Annotated in this window: 13 protein-coding genes; 11 read left to right on the forward strand and 2 right to left on the reverse strand. The window is 39.8% G+C overall.

Features of this window, described 5'->3' with window-relative positions; all coding sequences use genetic code 11:
• Positions 1-80: 80 nt before the first annotated feature.
• Positions 81-1,706: a Ppx/GppA phosphatase family protein gene (locus LGQ90_RS12775; RefSeq protein ID WP_229341572.1), complete on the reverse strand. Its 1,626-nt coding sequence runs from the start codon at positions 1,704-1,706 to the stop codon at positions 81-83.
• Between the two features lie 369 nt (positions 1,707-2,075).
• Between LGQ90_RS12775 and LGQ90_RS12780 the strand changes: the two genes are divergently transcribed.
• From LGQ90_RS12780 to LGQ90_RS12830, 11 genes are all read left to right on the forward strand, one after another.
• Entirely contained in the window at positions 2,076-2,738 is a 663-nt protein-coding gene (locus LGQ90_RS12780; protein ID WP_229341573.1) for a 50S ribosomal protein L25/general stress protein Ctc, read from the forward strand.
• Positions 2,739-2,945: 207 nt separating this feature from the next.
• The gene (pth, locus tag LGQ90_RS12785) at positions 2,946-3,572 is read left to right on the forward strand and encodes an aminoacyl-tRNA hydrolase (protein ID WP_229341574.1); all 627 of its coding nucleotides are present in this window, start codon (positions 2,946-2,948) and stop codon (positions 3,570-3,572) included.
• A 6-nt stretch (positions 3,573-3,578) separates the two neighbouring features.
• On the forward strand, positions 3,579-4,514 hold the full coding sequence (locus tag LGQ90_RS12790; RefSeq protein ID WP_229341575.1) for a bifunctional riboflavin kinase/FAD synthetase: 936 nt from the start codon (positions 3,579-3,581) through the stop codon (positions 4,512-4,514).
• Positions 4,507-5,826 carry an HTTM domain-containing protein gene (locus LGQ90_RS12795; RefSeq protein WP_229341576.1) on the forward strand — a complete coding sequence of 440 codons (1,320 nt, stop codon included), beginning with the start codon at positions 4,507-4,509 and terminating at the stop codon, positions 5,824-5,826. Before LGQ90_RS12790 ends, LGQ90_RS12795 begins: the two co-directional genes overlap by 8 nt.
• A gap of 70 nt (positions 5,827-5,896) precedes the next feature.
• Entirely contained in the window at positions 5,897-7,168 is a 1,272-nt protein-coding gene (gene serS / locus LGQ90_RS12800; protein ID WP_229341577.1) for a serine--tRNA ligase, read from the forward strand.
• A gap of 45 nt (positions 7,169-7,213) precedes the next feature.
• Positions 7,214-8,998 carry a tetratricopeptide repeat protein gene (locus LGQ90_RS12805; RefSeq protein WP_229341578.1) on the forward strand — a complete coding sequence of 595 codons (1,785 nt, stop codon included), beginning with the start codon at positions 7,214-7,216 and terminating at the stop codon, positions 8,996-8,998.
• 23 nt (positions 8,999-9,021) lie between these two features.
• On the forward strand, positions 9,022-9,330 hold the full coding sequence (locus LGQ90_RS12810; protein WP_229341579.1) for a DUF4286 family protein: 309 nt from the start codon (positions 9,022-9,024) through the stop codon (positions 9,328-9,330).
• A gap of 107 nt (positions 9,331-9,437) precedes the next feature.
• Positions 9,438-10,286, forward strand: a complete 849-nt coding sequence (gene rsmA, locus LGQ90_RS12815; protein WP_229341580.1) for a 16S rRNA (adenine(1518)-N(6)/adenine(1519)-N(6))-dimethyltransferase RsmA — start codon at positions 9,438-9,440, stop codon at positions 10,284-10,286.
• Positions 10,264-11,613, forward strand: coding sequence for a magnesium transporter (mgtE, locus tag LGQ90_RS12820; protein ID WP_229341582.1), 1,350 nt, complete (start codon positions 10,264-10,266; stop codon positions 11,611-11,613). Before rsmA ends, mgtE begins: the two co-directional genes overlap by 23 nt.
• A gap of 120 nt (positions 11,614-11,733) precedes the next feature.
• Complete coding sequence (locus LGQ90_RS12825; RefSeq protein WP_229341584.1) at positions 11,734-12,720, forward strand: 2-hydroxyacid dehydrogenase; 987 nt, start codon at positions 11,734-11,736, stop codon at positions 12,718-12,720.
• A 1-nt stretch (position 12,721) separates the two neighbouring features.
• On the forward strand, positions 12,722-13,132 hold the full coding sequence (locus LGQ90_RS12830; protein WP_229341585.1) for a VOC family protein: 411 nt from the start codon (positions 12,722-12,724) through the stop codon (positions 13,130-13,132).
• Between the two features lie 255 nt (positions 13,133-13,387).
• Here LGQ90_RS12830 and LGQ90_RS12835 read toward each other — a convergent pair whose 3' ends face one another.
• Entirely contained in the window at positions 13,388-14,041 is a 654-nt protein-coding gene (locus LGQ90_RS12835) for an SDR family oxidoreductase (protein ID WP_229341586.1), read from the reverse strand.
• Positions 14,042-14,132 lie beyond the last annotated feature (91 nt).

Below are 14,132 nucleotides of genomic sequence, written 5' to 3' on the forward strand. Positions count from 1 at the left end.
AATTAGCTTGAGATCCTGAAACAAGTTCAGGATGACGTCTAAGGGGTTGTCACTTCGAGGGAAACGAAGCAGTTTCACTCTTACACAGACTTTATCTCATTTTCATTGCCGGTAAGATTCTGGCTACATTCAGGTTCATTTTTGTTCACAGCGTAGATCTCCAGTTTTTTACCGGTCACTTTTTGGAATAGTTTAGACTTTTGCTCTGCTCCCCAGATCTCGAGTTCGGGATCGCCCATGGTAGTGAGGTACAAATTCACTTTTTCTGTACCATTATCTATTTCCAGTTTTTCAACATTTTGATAATGGCTGCGATCGAGTCCGTCGGCTAATCTTAATAATCCGGAAAGATTTTTAACCTTCTTCCGAAGTGGTTTTTCAAGCTTTTTATATAGAAAATGTCTCTTTTTCGGGTGAGTTCTTCGGTGATATCTGGCGACATTTGCCATGATGTTGATCTCATCTTCGGTAAAACCTCTTAGATCTGAATGTCTTATGAGGTACAACGCATGTTTATGATGCTTTCTATAGGAAATATAATAACCAATATCATGAAGAAGACTCGCATATTCCAGTAATTCCCTGTCTTGTTCCTCCAGTTTCAGTTCTGCCTTAAACTCGTCAAAAAGCTGCAGTGCGATAGAGGCCACGTGCGTAGAATGTGCTTCCATCCAGTTACACTTTCTCAGCAATTCAAAAATGCTACGCTTACGCGGATCGGGGAAATTAGCCACCATATCCAGTTTCGGCCTTTCTTTTTTGATAAAATTAAGGATCATTCCATCTCTTAAAGCGGCTTCAGAGATCCTGATATTTTCGATATTGAACTTTTTCAATAAATATTTTACCAGCACCATCCCGGGATTGATGATGTCTATCCGCTTTTCATCCAGCTCACTGATCTTCTTGCGCTCGGTTCTGTCCAGCTCAACAAAGTCCTTATATAGAGATTTAAAATCTGAAGCTGAAAAAGTGAGTTCATTCAAACTCATATTGGCCGTAAGAGAATTTCTACTGGCTACCATGGCTCCGATGTTTTCCATAGTTCCTGATGAGCCGATCATGGTCTTTACGTTATGTTTTTTAATTATCTCACCTATCTCGCCCAGCTCCTTTTTATAATGTTTGCGCAGAGCTTTTATCTCTTCATCTACAATGGGGTCTGTTTTTACAAATTTTGCGGCCATTCTCGCGACACCCAGTTTCAGGCTTTTATGATAAAGGAACTTTTCATTGTTTCCTATGATAAATTCCACGCTTCCCCCGCCAATGTCTACCATCAGCACCATTTCTTCGTCCAGTGCGATACTATGCCGAACGGCATACCCAATGAGTTCTGCCTCCATGTTACCGGGAATGGCTCTTGCCTTTATATCTGCCTCATCTTGCATGCGCTGAATAAAATCCCCGCCGTTTCTGGCTTCCCGTATTGCTGAAGTTGCAAAAGCTATGATCTCTTCCACCTGCTGGGAATCACAGAGGAATTTGATGCGTTTCAGAGCATCAAGTCCACGTTGCATCGCATCTTCACTAAGGTGATTATCCATTCCTTTTTCGGCAAGGATCACCATTTCCTTCAGTTTATCTATAGTTCGGAAACTACCATCGGGGTAAATATCTACCAGCACCGCGTGGAAGGAATTGGTCCCGAGATCTATTGCCGCGATACGTTTGGTGGGAGTGGAGTTATTAGATATATTTTCCATGTATTCCGATGCTTGGTTAATTCATAAACTTCAAGTTAACCAAATTTGCCCGGAAAGAATTATAAGGCTTTGTGAAAAAGAGTATTTAGTATTGAGATGTTAGAAGTGATGTGCTGTTTTAAATTGTCACACTGAGCCTGTCGAAGTGTAATGGGAAATATCGATATTCCAATCGAATCTATAAGTGTTTAATATTCAAAACTCTATCGTCTAATATCTCAGATCTACCATCTATCAGAACTTTTTAACTAACAGGGTTTTATAGATTAATAAAAAGACTTACTTTTGCCTCCTGAAATTTTTGCGCAAATGAAGGCAGTCCATTAAGTGACCAGACGACATTTGCTAATAATAATTTAAAATAAACAAATGAAATCAATTACGATCAACGGATCTAAAAGAGAAAGCGTAGGCAAGAAGGCAACGAAAGCACTACGTAATGCTGGACAGGTTCCTTGCGTATTGTACGGGGTAGAAGGTGATCCACTACACTTTGCAGCAGAGGAAATATCATTCCAGAACTTAGTGTACACACCAGATGTACATACTGTAAAAATCAAATTAGGAAGTGGAGAGTCTTATGACGCGATCCTTCAGGATATTCAATTTCATCCTGTAACAGATGCGATCCTTCATGTAGATTTCTATCAGATCTTTGAGGACAAACCAATTACTATGGAAATCCCAATTCACACTGAAGGTGTGGCCAGAGGGGTTAAGAACGGTGGTGTATTAAGATACAACCTTCGTCGTCTTAAAGTAAGAGGATTGCCTGGAGATCTTCCAGATTATATCGTAGCTAACGTGACTAAACTTAAAATTGGTCAGAAGCTTTACGTAACTGGAGTAGATAGCAAGGATTTTGTGATCCAGCACCCAGATAACACTGTGATATGTCAGGTAAGAACATCTCGTAACCTTGTAGAACTTGAGGACGAAGATGAAGACGAAGATGATGTAGCAGCAGACGAAGTACCAGCAACTGAAGTTGATGATCAGGCAGCTGTAAAAGAAGGAGAAGATAAAGAATAAGCTTCTTTGAATAGTTTTAAAAAGCATTCCTTTCGGTTCAAACCGATTCGGAATGCTTTTTTATTTAATCTCATTTCCTCATAAGCTTTCCCTTGGAAGGGTCGGAACTCTTTTTCGTAGTTCCCGTTTGAGGATAAAAACTTCGGTTTTGTTTTTTCTGAATTAAAAGTATCTGATTAATTTTATCTTTACCAAAACACAAATTGGATGCTTTCATTCTTCGGAAGGATATTTAATAAGAAAGAGACCGGGGAGAACATAGATCCCATGAAGAAATTTTTGATCGTTGGTCTGGGCAATATTGGCCCTAAATATGAAAATACCAGGCATAATATAGGATTTAAAATCCTTGATGAGCTTGCTCGTGAAAAAGAAGTGGCTTTTGAAACTCAAAAACTCGGTGATGTGGCGAGCTTTAAATTTAAAGGAAGAACTTTCGTTCTGCTAAAACCCAGTACTTACATGAATCTAAGCGGAAAAGCCGTGAATTACTGGATGCAGAAGGAAAAGATCGCCCTGGAAAATCTTCTCGTAGTTACAGATGATCTAAACCTACCCTTTGGAACGCTGAGGTTAAAGACCAAAGGCAGCGATGGTGGCCATAACGGTCTAAAGGATATACAGATACAACTGAATACCACTAAATATAACCGTTTTAGATTCGGAATAAGTGATGAATTCTCAAAAGGAAATCAGATAGATTATGTGCTGGGTGAATGGGGGGAAGAAGAAAAGAAAGAAATGGCTGAACGTTTAAAAACTTCGGCAGAATTGATACAATCTTTCGGAACCGCGGGAGTTTCCAATACTATGAATACATTTAACGGAAAATAGCAGAATTTGAAAGAGCATAAAGGAGCCAACTCATTCATAAGTGAACGCCAAACGGTGGTTACCATAGGGACTTTTGACGGGGTGCATGCAGGACATAGAAAGATCATAGAACGCCTTGTGAATTCTGCCAGTGCGAATAACCTGGATTCGGTGGTGCTTACCTTTTTTCCACACCCGAGAATGGTGCTGCAAAAAGAAAGCGGACTCCAGCTTATCAATACTATAGAAGAACGTAAAAGATTACTGGAACAAACCGGGATAGACCACTTGGTGGTGCATCCATTTACGCATCAGTTCTCCAGACTCACCGCAATTGAATTTGTGCGCGATATCTTAGTAAATAAACTTAAGGCTAAAAAGATCATTATTGGCTACGATCATAGATTTGGACGAAATCGTACGGCAGATATCAATGACCTGAAGCAATTTGGAGAAGATTTTGGTTTTGAAGTAGAAGAGATCTCGCAGCAGGATGTAGAACAGGTTGCGGTAAGTTCAACTAAAATAAGGAATGCGCTCATAGAAGGGCGCGTGGAAAGAGCCAATATGTATCTTAATCATCCTTTTACCCTTAACGGAACTATTGTGAAGGGCCGTGGGATTGGTAAAGATCTTGGTTTCCCTACCGCTAATCTTGAGATAGCTGAAGATTATAAACTCATTCCCAAGAATGGAGTTTACGTGGTGCGCACCAAAATAGATGGAGAGACCGTCCAGGGGATGATGAATATTGGTACCAACCCCACTGTGGGTGGAAAGGAAAAGACCATTGAAGCTAACTTTTTTGATCTGGACAAAGATCTTTACGGAAAATCACTGGAAATCGAACTACTTGTGCGAATTCGGGATGAAAAGAAATTCTCTTCTGTAAACGATCTTCAGATCGCCATGAAACAGGACCAGGCCTTCTCAAAACAGTATCTAAAAGACAACGATGCTTAACAGGTGGCTTTTTAAGCAAGTCGATAATTCTGCTCTCGTTGTATTCCGGGCGTTGTTCGGTTTATTGATCGCTATAGAAGCTTTTGGAGCAATCTTTACAGGCTGGATAAGAAGAACACTTATAGAACCCGATTTCACCTTTAATTTTATAGGTTTTGAGTTTCTGCAACCGCTACCCGGTGACGGTATGCTATGGTATTATGGGATCATGGGGGTCTTTGGAATCTTCGTGATGCTGGGATTCAAATATCGCTTAAGTATTATCTGTTACGGAATTATGTGGGCGGCGGTTTATCTAATGCAAAAGTCTTCCTATAATAATCACTATTATTTATTGATGTTGCTTTGCTTCATCATGAGTTTTTTACCCGCAAACCGTTGGTTTTCACTGGACGCAAAGATGAAACCTGAAATTAGCAGAATTTCAATGCCCCGTTGGGTTTGGGTTGTGATCGTGCTACAACTCTGGATCGTCTATACCTATGCTTCGGTAGCAAAAATGTATCCGGACTGGTTAGACGGGAGTTTCCCGGCACTTCTCATGAGATCCAAGGCAGATTACTGGCTGGTAGGAGAATTTCTTCAGCAGGGATGGGTACGCTACGCCATCGCTTATTTTGGATTGTTATTTGACCTTTTGATCATTCCTTTTTTGTTATGGAGAAAGACCAGGCTGGCTACCTTTTTAGCCGCAATATTCTTTCACCTTTTCAACAGTTTCATCTTTCATATTGGTATATTTCCCTATATGTCCCTGGCCTTCTGTATCTTCTTTTTCCCTTCAGAAAAGATCAATAAGTGGTTTCTTCGGAATAAGAAGAAATATTATGATAAAGGGGAGATCATCGTGCCTTCCTGGAATAAGATATTTATTGGGGCAATGGCCGTTTGGTTTCTTATTCAACTATGCCTGCCTTTAAGACACTGGTTCTTTAAAGATGATGTACTCTGGACTGAAGAAGGACACCGCCTAAGCTGGCGAATGATGTTGAGGGGAAAAAGCGGAAGGGTAACTTTTAAGGTAGTGGAAAAAGGAACTACAGATACAGTTTTCGTTGATAAAAAGGATTACCTCTCCAGAAAACAAATGCGTGCCATTACTACCAAGCCAGATTTGATCTGGCAGTTCGCCCAGCGTATAGAAGAAGAATATGCTGAAAAAGGTAAAGATGTTGAAGTCTATGCTGAAGGGAAAATAAGTGTGAATGGCGGACCTTATAAACCGCTAATAGATCCCAAGGTTGATCTTGCTGCAGAGAAATGGCAGCATTTTAAACATCACGACTGGATTCTTCCCTCAAATTCGGAGTAATTATCTTCCCTGCTTTTGTTACATTTGCTGCTTAGAAAATTATAAACGGTAAATAAAAAAACCCGGCCTCATGTTACAGGTTTCAAATATTGCAGAACATAAAGAAGAATATATTAAAGCTCTTAAAAAAAGGAACTTTAATGCTGAAGATATCTTTGAACAGGTTTTAAGTCTGGATGAAACCAGAAGATCTACCCAGGCAAAACTTGACGATACCCTGGCGAACTCCAATAAAATGTCTAAAGAGATTGGATTGATGTTCAAGAATGGAGAACATCAAAAAGCAAATATGTTGAAAGAAAAGACGGGAAAACTGAAAGAAGAGTCTAAAGAACTTTCAGAAAAACTTACGTCTACCGTGGCCGATCTTCAGAATTTGCTTTATACCATCCCGAATATTCCGCACGATTCAGTTCCTGCAGGAATGACAGAAGATGATAATGAAGAGATCTTTAAAGAAGGAGATATTCCTGTACTTGCTGAAGGTTCACTTCCACACTGGGAGCTAGCGAAGAAATACGATATTATAGATTTTGAACTGGGAAATAAGATCACTGGTGCCGGTTTTCCTGTTTATAAAGGAAAAGGAGCACGACTTCAACGCGCTCTTATCACCTGGTTTTTAGATAAAGCTACCGAAGCCGGATATACTGAATTTCAATTACCCTTAATGGTGAATGAAGCTTCAGGGTTTGGAACAGGTCAGTTGCCAGATAAGGAAGGCCAGATGTACCACGTGACTGAAGATGATCTTTACCTCATCCCGACCGCTGAGGTGCCCATGACCAATATGTTCCGTGATAACCTAATGAACGAAAAGGATTTTCCTATTCTTTGTACCGGTTATACCCCATGTTTCAGAAGAGAAGCGGGATCTTACGGAGCTCACGTTCGTGGGTTGAACCGTTTGCATCAATTTGATAAAGTAGAGATCGTAAGGCTGGAAACCCCGGCGAATTCGTATGCTGCCCTGGATACTATGGTAGATCACATTAAAGGGCTGCTTAAAGAACTTAAATTACCCTACAGGATCTTAAGACTTTGTGGTGGTGATCTTGGTTTTACCGCGGCATTGACCTTTGATTTTGAAGTTTTCTCTACGGCCCAGGATCGCTGGCTGGAAATCAGTTCGGTTTCAAACTTCGAGAATTTCCAGGCAAACCGGTTGAAACTGAGATTCAAAAATAAAGAGAATAATAAGGAACTTGCTCATACTCTTAACGGAAGTGCACTGGCTCTTCCAAGAGTGCTTGCCGGAATCCTTGAGAACTATCAAACGGAAGGCGGGATCAAAATACCTGATGTTCTGGTACCTTATTGCGGTTTCGATAAGATAGATTAATCATCCTAACATATTTAAAAACAGCGCAAATGTTTATATTTACATATGCGCTGTTTTATTTTTATAGCTTTATGGTTTATAGCCGGTTGTGGGCTTTATGCTCAAAGTGAACAACTGGCAAAGAATTTCTTTGACCAGGGTGAATATGAGAAAGCGCTGAAGGTTTACCAAAAACTATACGAGCAAAATCCTGCCAATCCCGTTTATTTTAATGGAGTTGTTTCTTCAAATCAGCAAATGGAAAATTTTGAAGAAGCTGAAAAAATGCTGATGGATCGCCTTAACCGTACGGCAAACAATCCTTCCATACTCATAGAACTGGGACATAATTATGAACTGCAGGAAGACCAGGAAAAAGCAACCCGTTTTTATGAGGAAGCCCTCCAGGCTATAGAAGCACGACCAAATTACGCTTACTCGATCGCCCGTGGTTTCGAACAATATAACCTGCTGGAATATGCCGCCAAAGCTTATGAAAGAGCTATGGCCACCGACACCGACCGCAATTATAATCTTCAGCTTGCCCGTATTTATGGAGAACAGGGTAAGATCGAAGAAATGTTCAGCAATTATCTTGATCTTATTGAAGATGATATGAAATTTTACGGGATCGCGAACAGAGAGTTCAACCGTTATATTTCTGAAGATCCCCAGTCTGAAGCTAATATCATATTCAGAAAATTATTGCTGAAGAGACTTCAGGAAGATCCCCAATTGCTTTATAATGAAATGCTAAGCTGGCTGTTTATTCAGCAAAAAGATTTCGATAAAGCATTTGCCCAGGAGCGGGCGATCTTCAAAAGAGGAGAAAATTCATTACAGGGAATCCTTAATCTTGCAGTGATGGCCAAAGAGGCTGAGGAGTATGAAACTGCCGAGGAAGTGATTGCCTATGCTATTGAAGTATCTCCCTCGAGAACTTTTAATCTTCAGGCTAGACACTTTCTTTTAAATATTCAGTTGGAGACTGCAAAAGCTGATGCTTATGCTAAAGTTGAAGAAGACTTTAAATTGCTTTTGGAGGAATTTGGGTATAATCAGGAAACTCTGGATGTGCAGATAGATTATGCCAATTTTATGGCATTTAAGCTTGATAAAAAGGAGGAAGCGATCACTTTATTAAAAAGATCTGCAGAAATTACTCCGGATAAATTTAACCTTGCCAAGGTGAAAATGGCCATGGCAGATATTTTAGTGGTTCAGGAAAAATTCAACGAAGCCCTGATCTATTATTCACAGATACAAAACCTGGTAAAAAATGATGTTATTTCGCAGGATGCCAGGTTTAAAGTTGCCAAAACCAGTTATTATAAGGGAGATTTTGACTGGGCGAAAACACAGCTGGACATATTAAAAACTTCAACTTCCCAGTTAATCGCAAATGATGCGATGGAACTAAGTTTACTTATTAGCGATAACTCTCTGGAAGATTCTACCCAAACCGCATTGAAGAAATTTGCGCATGCAGATCTGCTGGCGTTTCAAAAAAAGAATCCCGAAGCCATACAGGCTTTAGATTCCATACTTATTAATCATAAGGGTGAGAAGATCGAGGACGAAGCTTTGCTTAGCCAGGCGAAACTTTATGAAGAAGAACAAGACTTTGTAAAAGCAGAACGAAATTACCTGGAGATCATTAACTCATTTAATAATGATATACTTGCCGATAATGCTCATTATTTGCTGGCAGAACTCTATGCCAATCAACTTCAGGATCCCGAGAAGGCGAAGTCGCTTTACGAGCAAATTATCTTTAACTTTGCCGACAGTATTTATTTTGTGGAAGCACGTAAGAAATATCGGTTGCTTCGCGGAGACACCTTAGAATAACTCCAAAATTTAAATTTTTAGAAATGATCATATACAACGTCACTATAAACGTTCAGGAAGATATTCATGATAAATGGTTAGCATGGATGAAGGAAGAGCATATTACAGATATGCTGGCTACTAAAAAGTTTACGAAAGCTTTAATGACTAGAGTTCTTGTAAAGGAGGAAATGGGCGGGATCACCTATTCGGTGCAATATACCACCGAAAGTAAAGAGATGCTGGAGAAGTATTATGCTGAAGATGCCGAAGAACTTCGCTCAAAATCGAAAGCTTTTGAAGGTAAATTCGTAGCCTTTAGAACTGAACTGGAAGTGATCACCGAGCAATAATTTTCTAAAATAAAGCATGATGACAGATTGAGCCTGTCGAAATCCATTCTCCCAAGAAGAATAAGCAAACTTTAAGAATTTTCTTTGCCCTTATTTAATAGCAAATCATGAAAAAATATAGACCTTCATTCAACAAACCCTCTTCAAATCATCCTAATAATGATGATCAGTCTGTCAGGGCAAAGAAACATCTGGGGCAGCATTTTCTTACCGATGAGAATATCGCGGCAAAGATAGCGGATACCTTAAGTTATGAAGGTTATGATAAGGTTTTGGAAATTGGTCCCGGGATGGGAGTTCTCACCAAATATCTTTTGGAAAAGAATTCCGAAGTTCATGTGATCGAGATAGATACAGAAAGTGTTGAATATCTGGAGAGCCATTACCTGCATTTAAGTGGAAGGATTCATGAAAAAGATTTTTTAAAGCATGATCTTGGAGAGATCTTTAAACAGGAACAATTTGCCGTAATTGGTAATTTCCCATACAATATTTCAACTCAGATTGTATTTAAAGTACTTCAAATGCGGGATCAGATCCCTGAATTTTCAGGAATGTTTCAGAAAGAAGTTGCGAAACGTATCTGTGAAAAAGAAGGAAATAAGACCTATGGAATTCTTAGTGTGCTAACCCAGGCTTTCTTTGAAGCAGAATATCTTTTCACCGTACCGCCTTCAGTTTTTAATCCGCCTCCAAAAGTAGACAGTGGCGTATTGAGACTCAGGAGAAAAGAGAATTTTAGCCTGGATTGTGATGAAAAATTATTTTTCAGAATAGTTAAAACTTCATTTAACCAGCGTAGAAAGACGCTTCGGAATAGTTTAAAAACTCTTAATCTTCCCGATAATTTAAGGGAAGATGCTATCTTTGGCCTTCGGCCGGAACAACTCGGTTTCCAGCAGTTTATAGAACTGACCCAAAAAATTGAGCCGTATGCAGTTTCAAGTAACAGATGAATTAATAGATAAGCTACAGTACCTCATTGAAGAAAAAAACAATGAGGAATTATTGTTGCACCTGGAAGAAGTGCACCATGCTGATATAGCTGAAATTCTTACAGAACTTAATCTGGAAGAAGCTACGTATCTGGTAAAACTTCTTGATAGTGAAAAGACTGCCGAAGCTCTTATGGAGCTGGAAGAAGGAGTTCGTGAGAGAATCTTGGAGAACCTTTCTGCCAAGGAGATCGCCTCTGAGCTTAATGAGATGGATACCGATGATGCGGCAGATATCATCTCTGAACTTTCCCTGGAATTACAGCAGGATGTAATTTCTGAAATCAGCGACGAACAACATGCAGATGATATTGTAGAGCTTTTGCGCTATGATGAAGATTCTGCCGGTGGTTTGATGGCTAAAGAGCTGGTAAAGGTAAATGAAAACTGGAGCGTGACCGGCTGTATGGCTGAAATGCGCAAACAGGCTGAGAATGTGACCCGGGTTCATTCTATCTATGTAGTGGATGATAAAAATAAGCTGAAAGGAAGGCTCTCTCTTAAAGACCTGCTTACAGCTTCCAGTAACGACAATATTAGCGATATCTATATTCCCAGCGTGGATTATGTAAATGTGCATACCGAAGGTGAAGAGGTGGCACGTATTATGCAAAAATATGACCTGGAAGCCATACCCGTGGTGGATGAGATGAACAGGCTGGTGGGGCGCATTACCATTGATGATATTGTAGATTTTATAAAGGAAGAGGCCGAAAAAGATTACCAGATGGCGGCAGGTATCTCTGAAGATGTAGAGGCTGATGCCAGTATCTGGAGATTAACCCGCGCTCGTTTACCGTGGTTGATCCTGGGACTTTTTGGAGGTCTTGGAGCCGTGTATGTGATGAAAGGTTTTGAAGAAGCGCTGGCCAATTATGTAGAGCTTTTCTTTTTTACACCGCTAATTGCTGCGATGGCCGGGAATGTAGGAGTACAATCCAGTGCGATCATCGTGCAGGGACTTGCCAATGATAATCTGCGGGGCAGCCTTTTTAACCGGCTCCTGAAAGAGATAGGTCTAACTCTTATTAATGGAGTAGTACTGGGTGTTTTGGTTATATTATTTGGTCTAATTGTGGGCCAACCTCAAATTGTAAGTTTTACCATTGCCCTGGCCTTGATCACTGTAATTATTCTAGCCGCGCTAATAGGTACTTTCGTGCCAATTATTCTGGATAAACAGGGGATCGATCCTGCCATAGCAACAGGTCCTTTTATTACTACCAGTAACGATATTTTCGGGATCTTTATTTTCTTTTATCTCGCTAAGACCATTCTCGGATTTTAGATTGCCTACCGTATTTCTTCGGTGGTTGAGAATCATTCTTTAAATTTGTAAGTTCCGTTTTGGCTATATGGCTGAGACTGGAATAAGCTATTTTAATACTAATTTGAAAAAGAAACGAATATGATTATTCTGCATGCAGATACAAATCATCCAACCCTGATGAAAAAACTTGAAGAAGCAGGGCACCATAATATTGAAGGCTATGAACAGTCAAGGGCTGAAACACTCCAAAATCAGCATTTATATGATGGGATTGTAATTAGAAGCCGCTATAAAATTGATCGGGAATTTATTGATGCTGCTCCAAACCTAAAATTCATCGCACGTGTGGGTGCAGGATTGGAAAGTATAGATGTAGACTATGCCCTGGAAAGAGGAATTAAACTATTTTCTGCGCCGGAAGGAAATAGAAATGCGGTTGGAGAACACTCCCTGGGAATGCTGCTATCTCTTTTTAACCGATTAAATAAAGCAGATAAAGAAGTTCGGGAAGGCCTCTGGCACAGAGAAGAGAATCGCGGAGTAGAACTGGACGGGAAAACAGTAGGCATCATTGGTTATGGTAATATGGGAAAAGCCTTTGCTAAAAAACTAAGAGGTTTTGATGTGGATGTGATTTTCTACGATATCGAGGAAGGAATAGGGGATGATAATGCCCGTCAGGTTGGTTACGAAGAATTCTTCGAAAAAGCCGATGTGGTAAGCTTGCACACTCCCTGGACCAAAGAAACCCATCAAATGGTGAATAAGGAATTCATCGGGAAATTTAAGAAACCGTTCTGGTTAATAAATACCGCCAGGGGAAAAATTGTGGTCACCGCAGATCTTGTTGAAGCCCTTAAAGAAGAAAAAATCCTGGGCGCCGGGCTGGATGTACTGGAATATGAAAAAGCATCTTTCGAGAGTCTTTTCTCAAATAAAAAGAACGTTTCCATAAGTGCCGCCGATCCTATTCCGGAAGCCTTGAGAGAATTGATGTTTATGCCTCATACTTTATTAAGTCCGCATGTTGCAGGCTGGACCCAGGAATCTCACGAAGGCCTAGCTACGGTGATCGCAGATAAAATTATCGCAGCTTTTGGAGAAGTGAAGACAGAAAAAGTATAATATGAAAAACAGAGTAACCGGCTTAGGAGGATTTTTTTTCAAGTCTAAAGATCCTGATAATGTAAAGAAGTGGTATAATCAGCATTTAGGTCTTAATACAGATCAATATGGATGTACATTCTGGTGGAAAGATAAAGAAGGTAACGACTGCTCCACTCAATGGAGTCCCATGAGCGCGGATACCGATTATTACAAACCTTCGGAAAAACAATTCATGATGAATTTCAGGGTGGAGAATCTTGAAGAATTATTGAAGGTCTTAAAAGAAGAAGGCGTTGAGGTAGTGGGAGAAATGGAAACTTACGATTATGGAAAATTTGGATGGATCATGGATCCTGAAGGGAATAAGATCGAACTTTGGGAACCTAATGATCAGGTTTTTCTCGATCAAGTTGATCCAGAGAAAGAGTAAATAGTTGAATTTTTGAAGTGGCTAAACGTCATTCTGAATTTATTTCAGGAGCTATGGTTAATCCTAAAAATATAGTTTGAAAACTGAAACCAGTTCACCTTAACGAATTATATTGCTTGTCATTTCGACCAACGGGAGAAATCCCTTTTTACCGAAATCTCAGTACAGAACCGATAGGAATAGATAGCGAACAGAATTTAAAAACCTTGCAGATATAGAGCTCTGCAAGGTTTTAAATATTATAATTGATTATATCTATCCTAACTGGCTCAATTCTATCAAGGCAGATTTAATAGATTCTTCACCTTCAATAGCTTCAAAAGTTACATTCTTCACTAACGGATCTGCCAGTGACATTACCAGAATAAAAGCAACATCATCTCTGGAAATTTCTCCTCTTTCGTTTAACGAGCCTTTAGCCACCTTCACTTTAGCAAGCCCAAGGTCATCGGTAAGTGCTCCTGGACGTACTATGGTATAGTTTAAACCGCTTTCAATCAAATATTCATCTGCTTCCTTCTTGGCTTCCAGGTAATGTCTTAGATCTTCATTTTTAGAAGGATCATCAGCTCCCATGGAACTAAGCATTACGAACTTTTTTACATTAGCTGCTTTAGCAGCGTCTATTAATTTCTTGGCGCCTTCAAGATCTACTGCGATAGTTTTTTCTTTTGATGTATCTCCTCCAGAACCGGCAGCAAAAACAACTTTATCTATACCTTTCATGGTATGGCTTACATCTCCTTCAAGATCACCCATCACGGCTTCCACTTCCATATCCTCAAACTGCTGTCTCTGTTCTTCCTTTCTAATAAGGGCAAGGGGATTAAAACTTTCTGAATTATTAAGGATCTCGATAACCCTTTTTCCTGTGTGTCCGGTAGCTCCGGCGATGAGTATATTTTCCATAATTTATTTTCTTTTTTAGGTTAACAAGATAAGGAGTAATACAAAGATTGCCCAGCGAGAAAGCGGGAATAACAGTATCTTAACAGGTGAT

Source organism: Christiangramia sediminis (genome assembly GCF_020552705.1).
Lineage (GTDB): Bacteria > Bacteroidota > Bacteroidia > Flavobacteriales > Flavobacteriaceae > Christiangramia > Christiangramia sediminis.

Excerpts from the sequence above, each read along its gene's own strand:
- LGQ90_RS12775 (WP_229341572.1), bottom strand. The coding sequence starts at position 1,706 with ATGGAAAATATATCTAATAACTCCACTCCCACCAAACGTATCGCGGCA.
- LGQ90_RS12780 (WP_229341573.1), top strand. The coding sequence starts at position 2,076 with ATGAAATCAATTACGATCAACGGATCTAAAAGAGAAAGCGTAGGCAAG.
- pth (WP_229341574.1), top strand. The coding sequence starts at position 2,946 with ATGCTTTCATTCTTCGGAAGGATATTTAATAAGAAAGAGACCGGGGAG.
- LGQ90_RS12795 (WP_229341576.1), top strand. The coding sequence starts at position 4,507 with ATGCTTAACAGGTGGCTTTTTAAGCAAGTCGATAATTCTGCTCTCGTT.
- serS (WP_229341577.1), top strand. The coding sequence starts at position 5,897 with ATGTTACAGGTTTCAAATATTGCAGAACATAAAGAAGAATATATTAAA.
- LGQ90_RS12805 (WP_229341578.1), top strand. The coding sequence starts at position 7,214 with ATGCGCTGTTTTATTTTTATAGCTTTATGGTTTATAGCCGGTTGTGGG.
- LGQ90_RS12810 (WP_229341579.1), top strand. The coding sequence starts at position 9,022 with ATGATCATATACAACGTCACTATAAACGTTCAGGAAGATATTCATGAT.
- rsmA (WP_229341580.1), top strand. The coding sequence starts at position 9,438 with ATGAAAAAATATAGACCTTCATTCAACAAACCCTCTTCAAATCATCCT.
- mgtE (WP_229341582.1), top strand. The coding sequence starts at position 10,264 with ATGCAGTTTCAAGTAACAGATGAATTAATAGATAAGCTACAGTACCTC.
- LGQ90_RS12825 (WP_229341584.1), top strand. The coding sequence starts at position 11,734 with ATGATTATTCTGCATGCAGATACAAATCATCCAACCCTGATGAAAAAA.
- LGQ90_RS12830 (WP_229341585.1), top strand. The coding sequence starts at position 12,722 with ATGAAAAACAGAGTAACCGGCTTAGGAGGATTTTTTTTCAAGTCTAAA.
- LGQ90_RS12835 (WP_229341586.1), bottom strand. The coding sequence starts at position 14,041 with ATGGAAAATATACTCATCGCCGGAGCTACCGGACACACAGGAAAAAGG.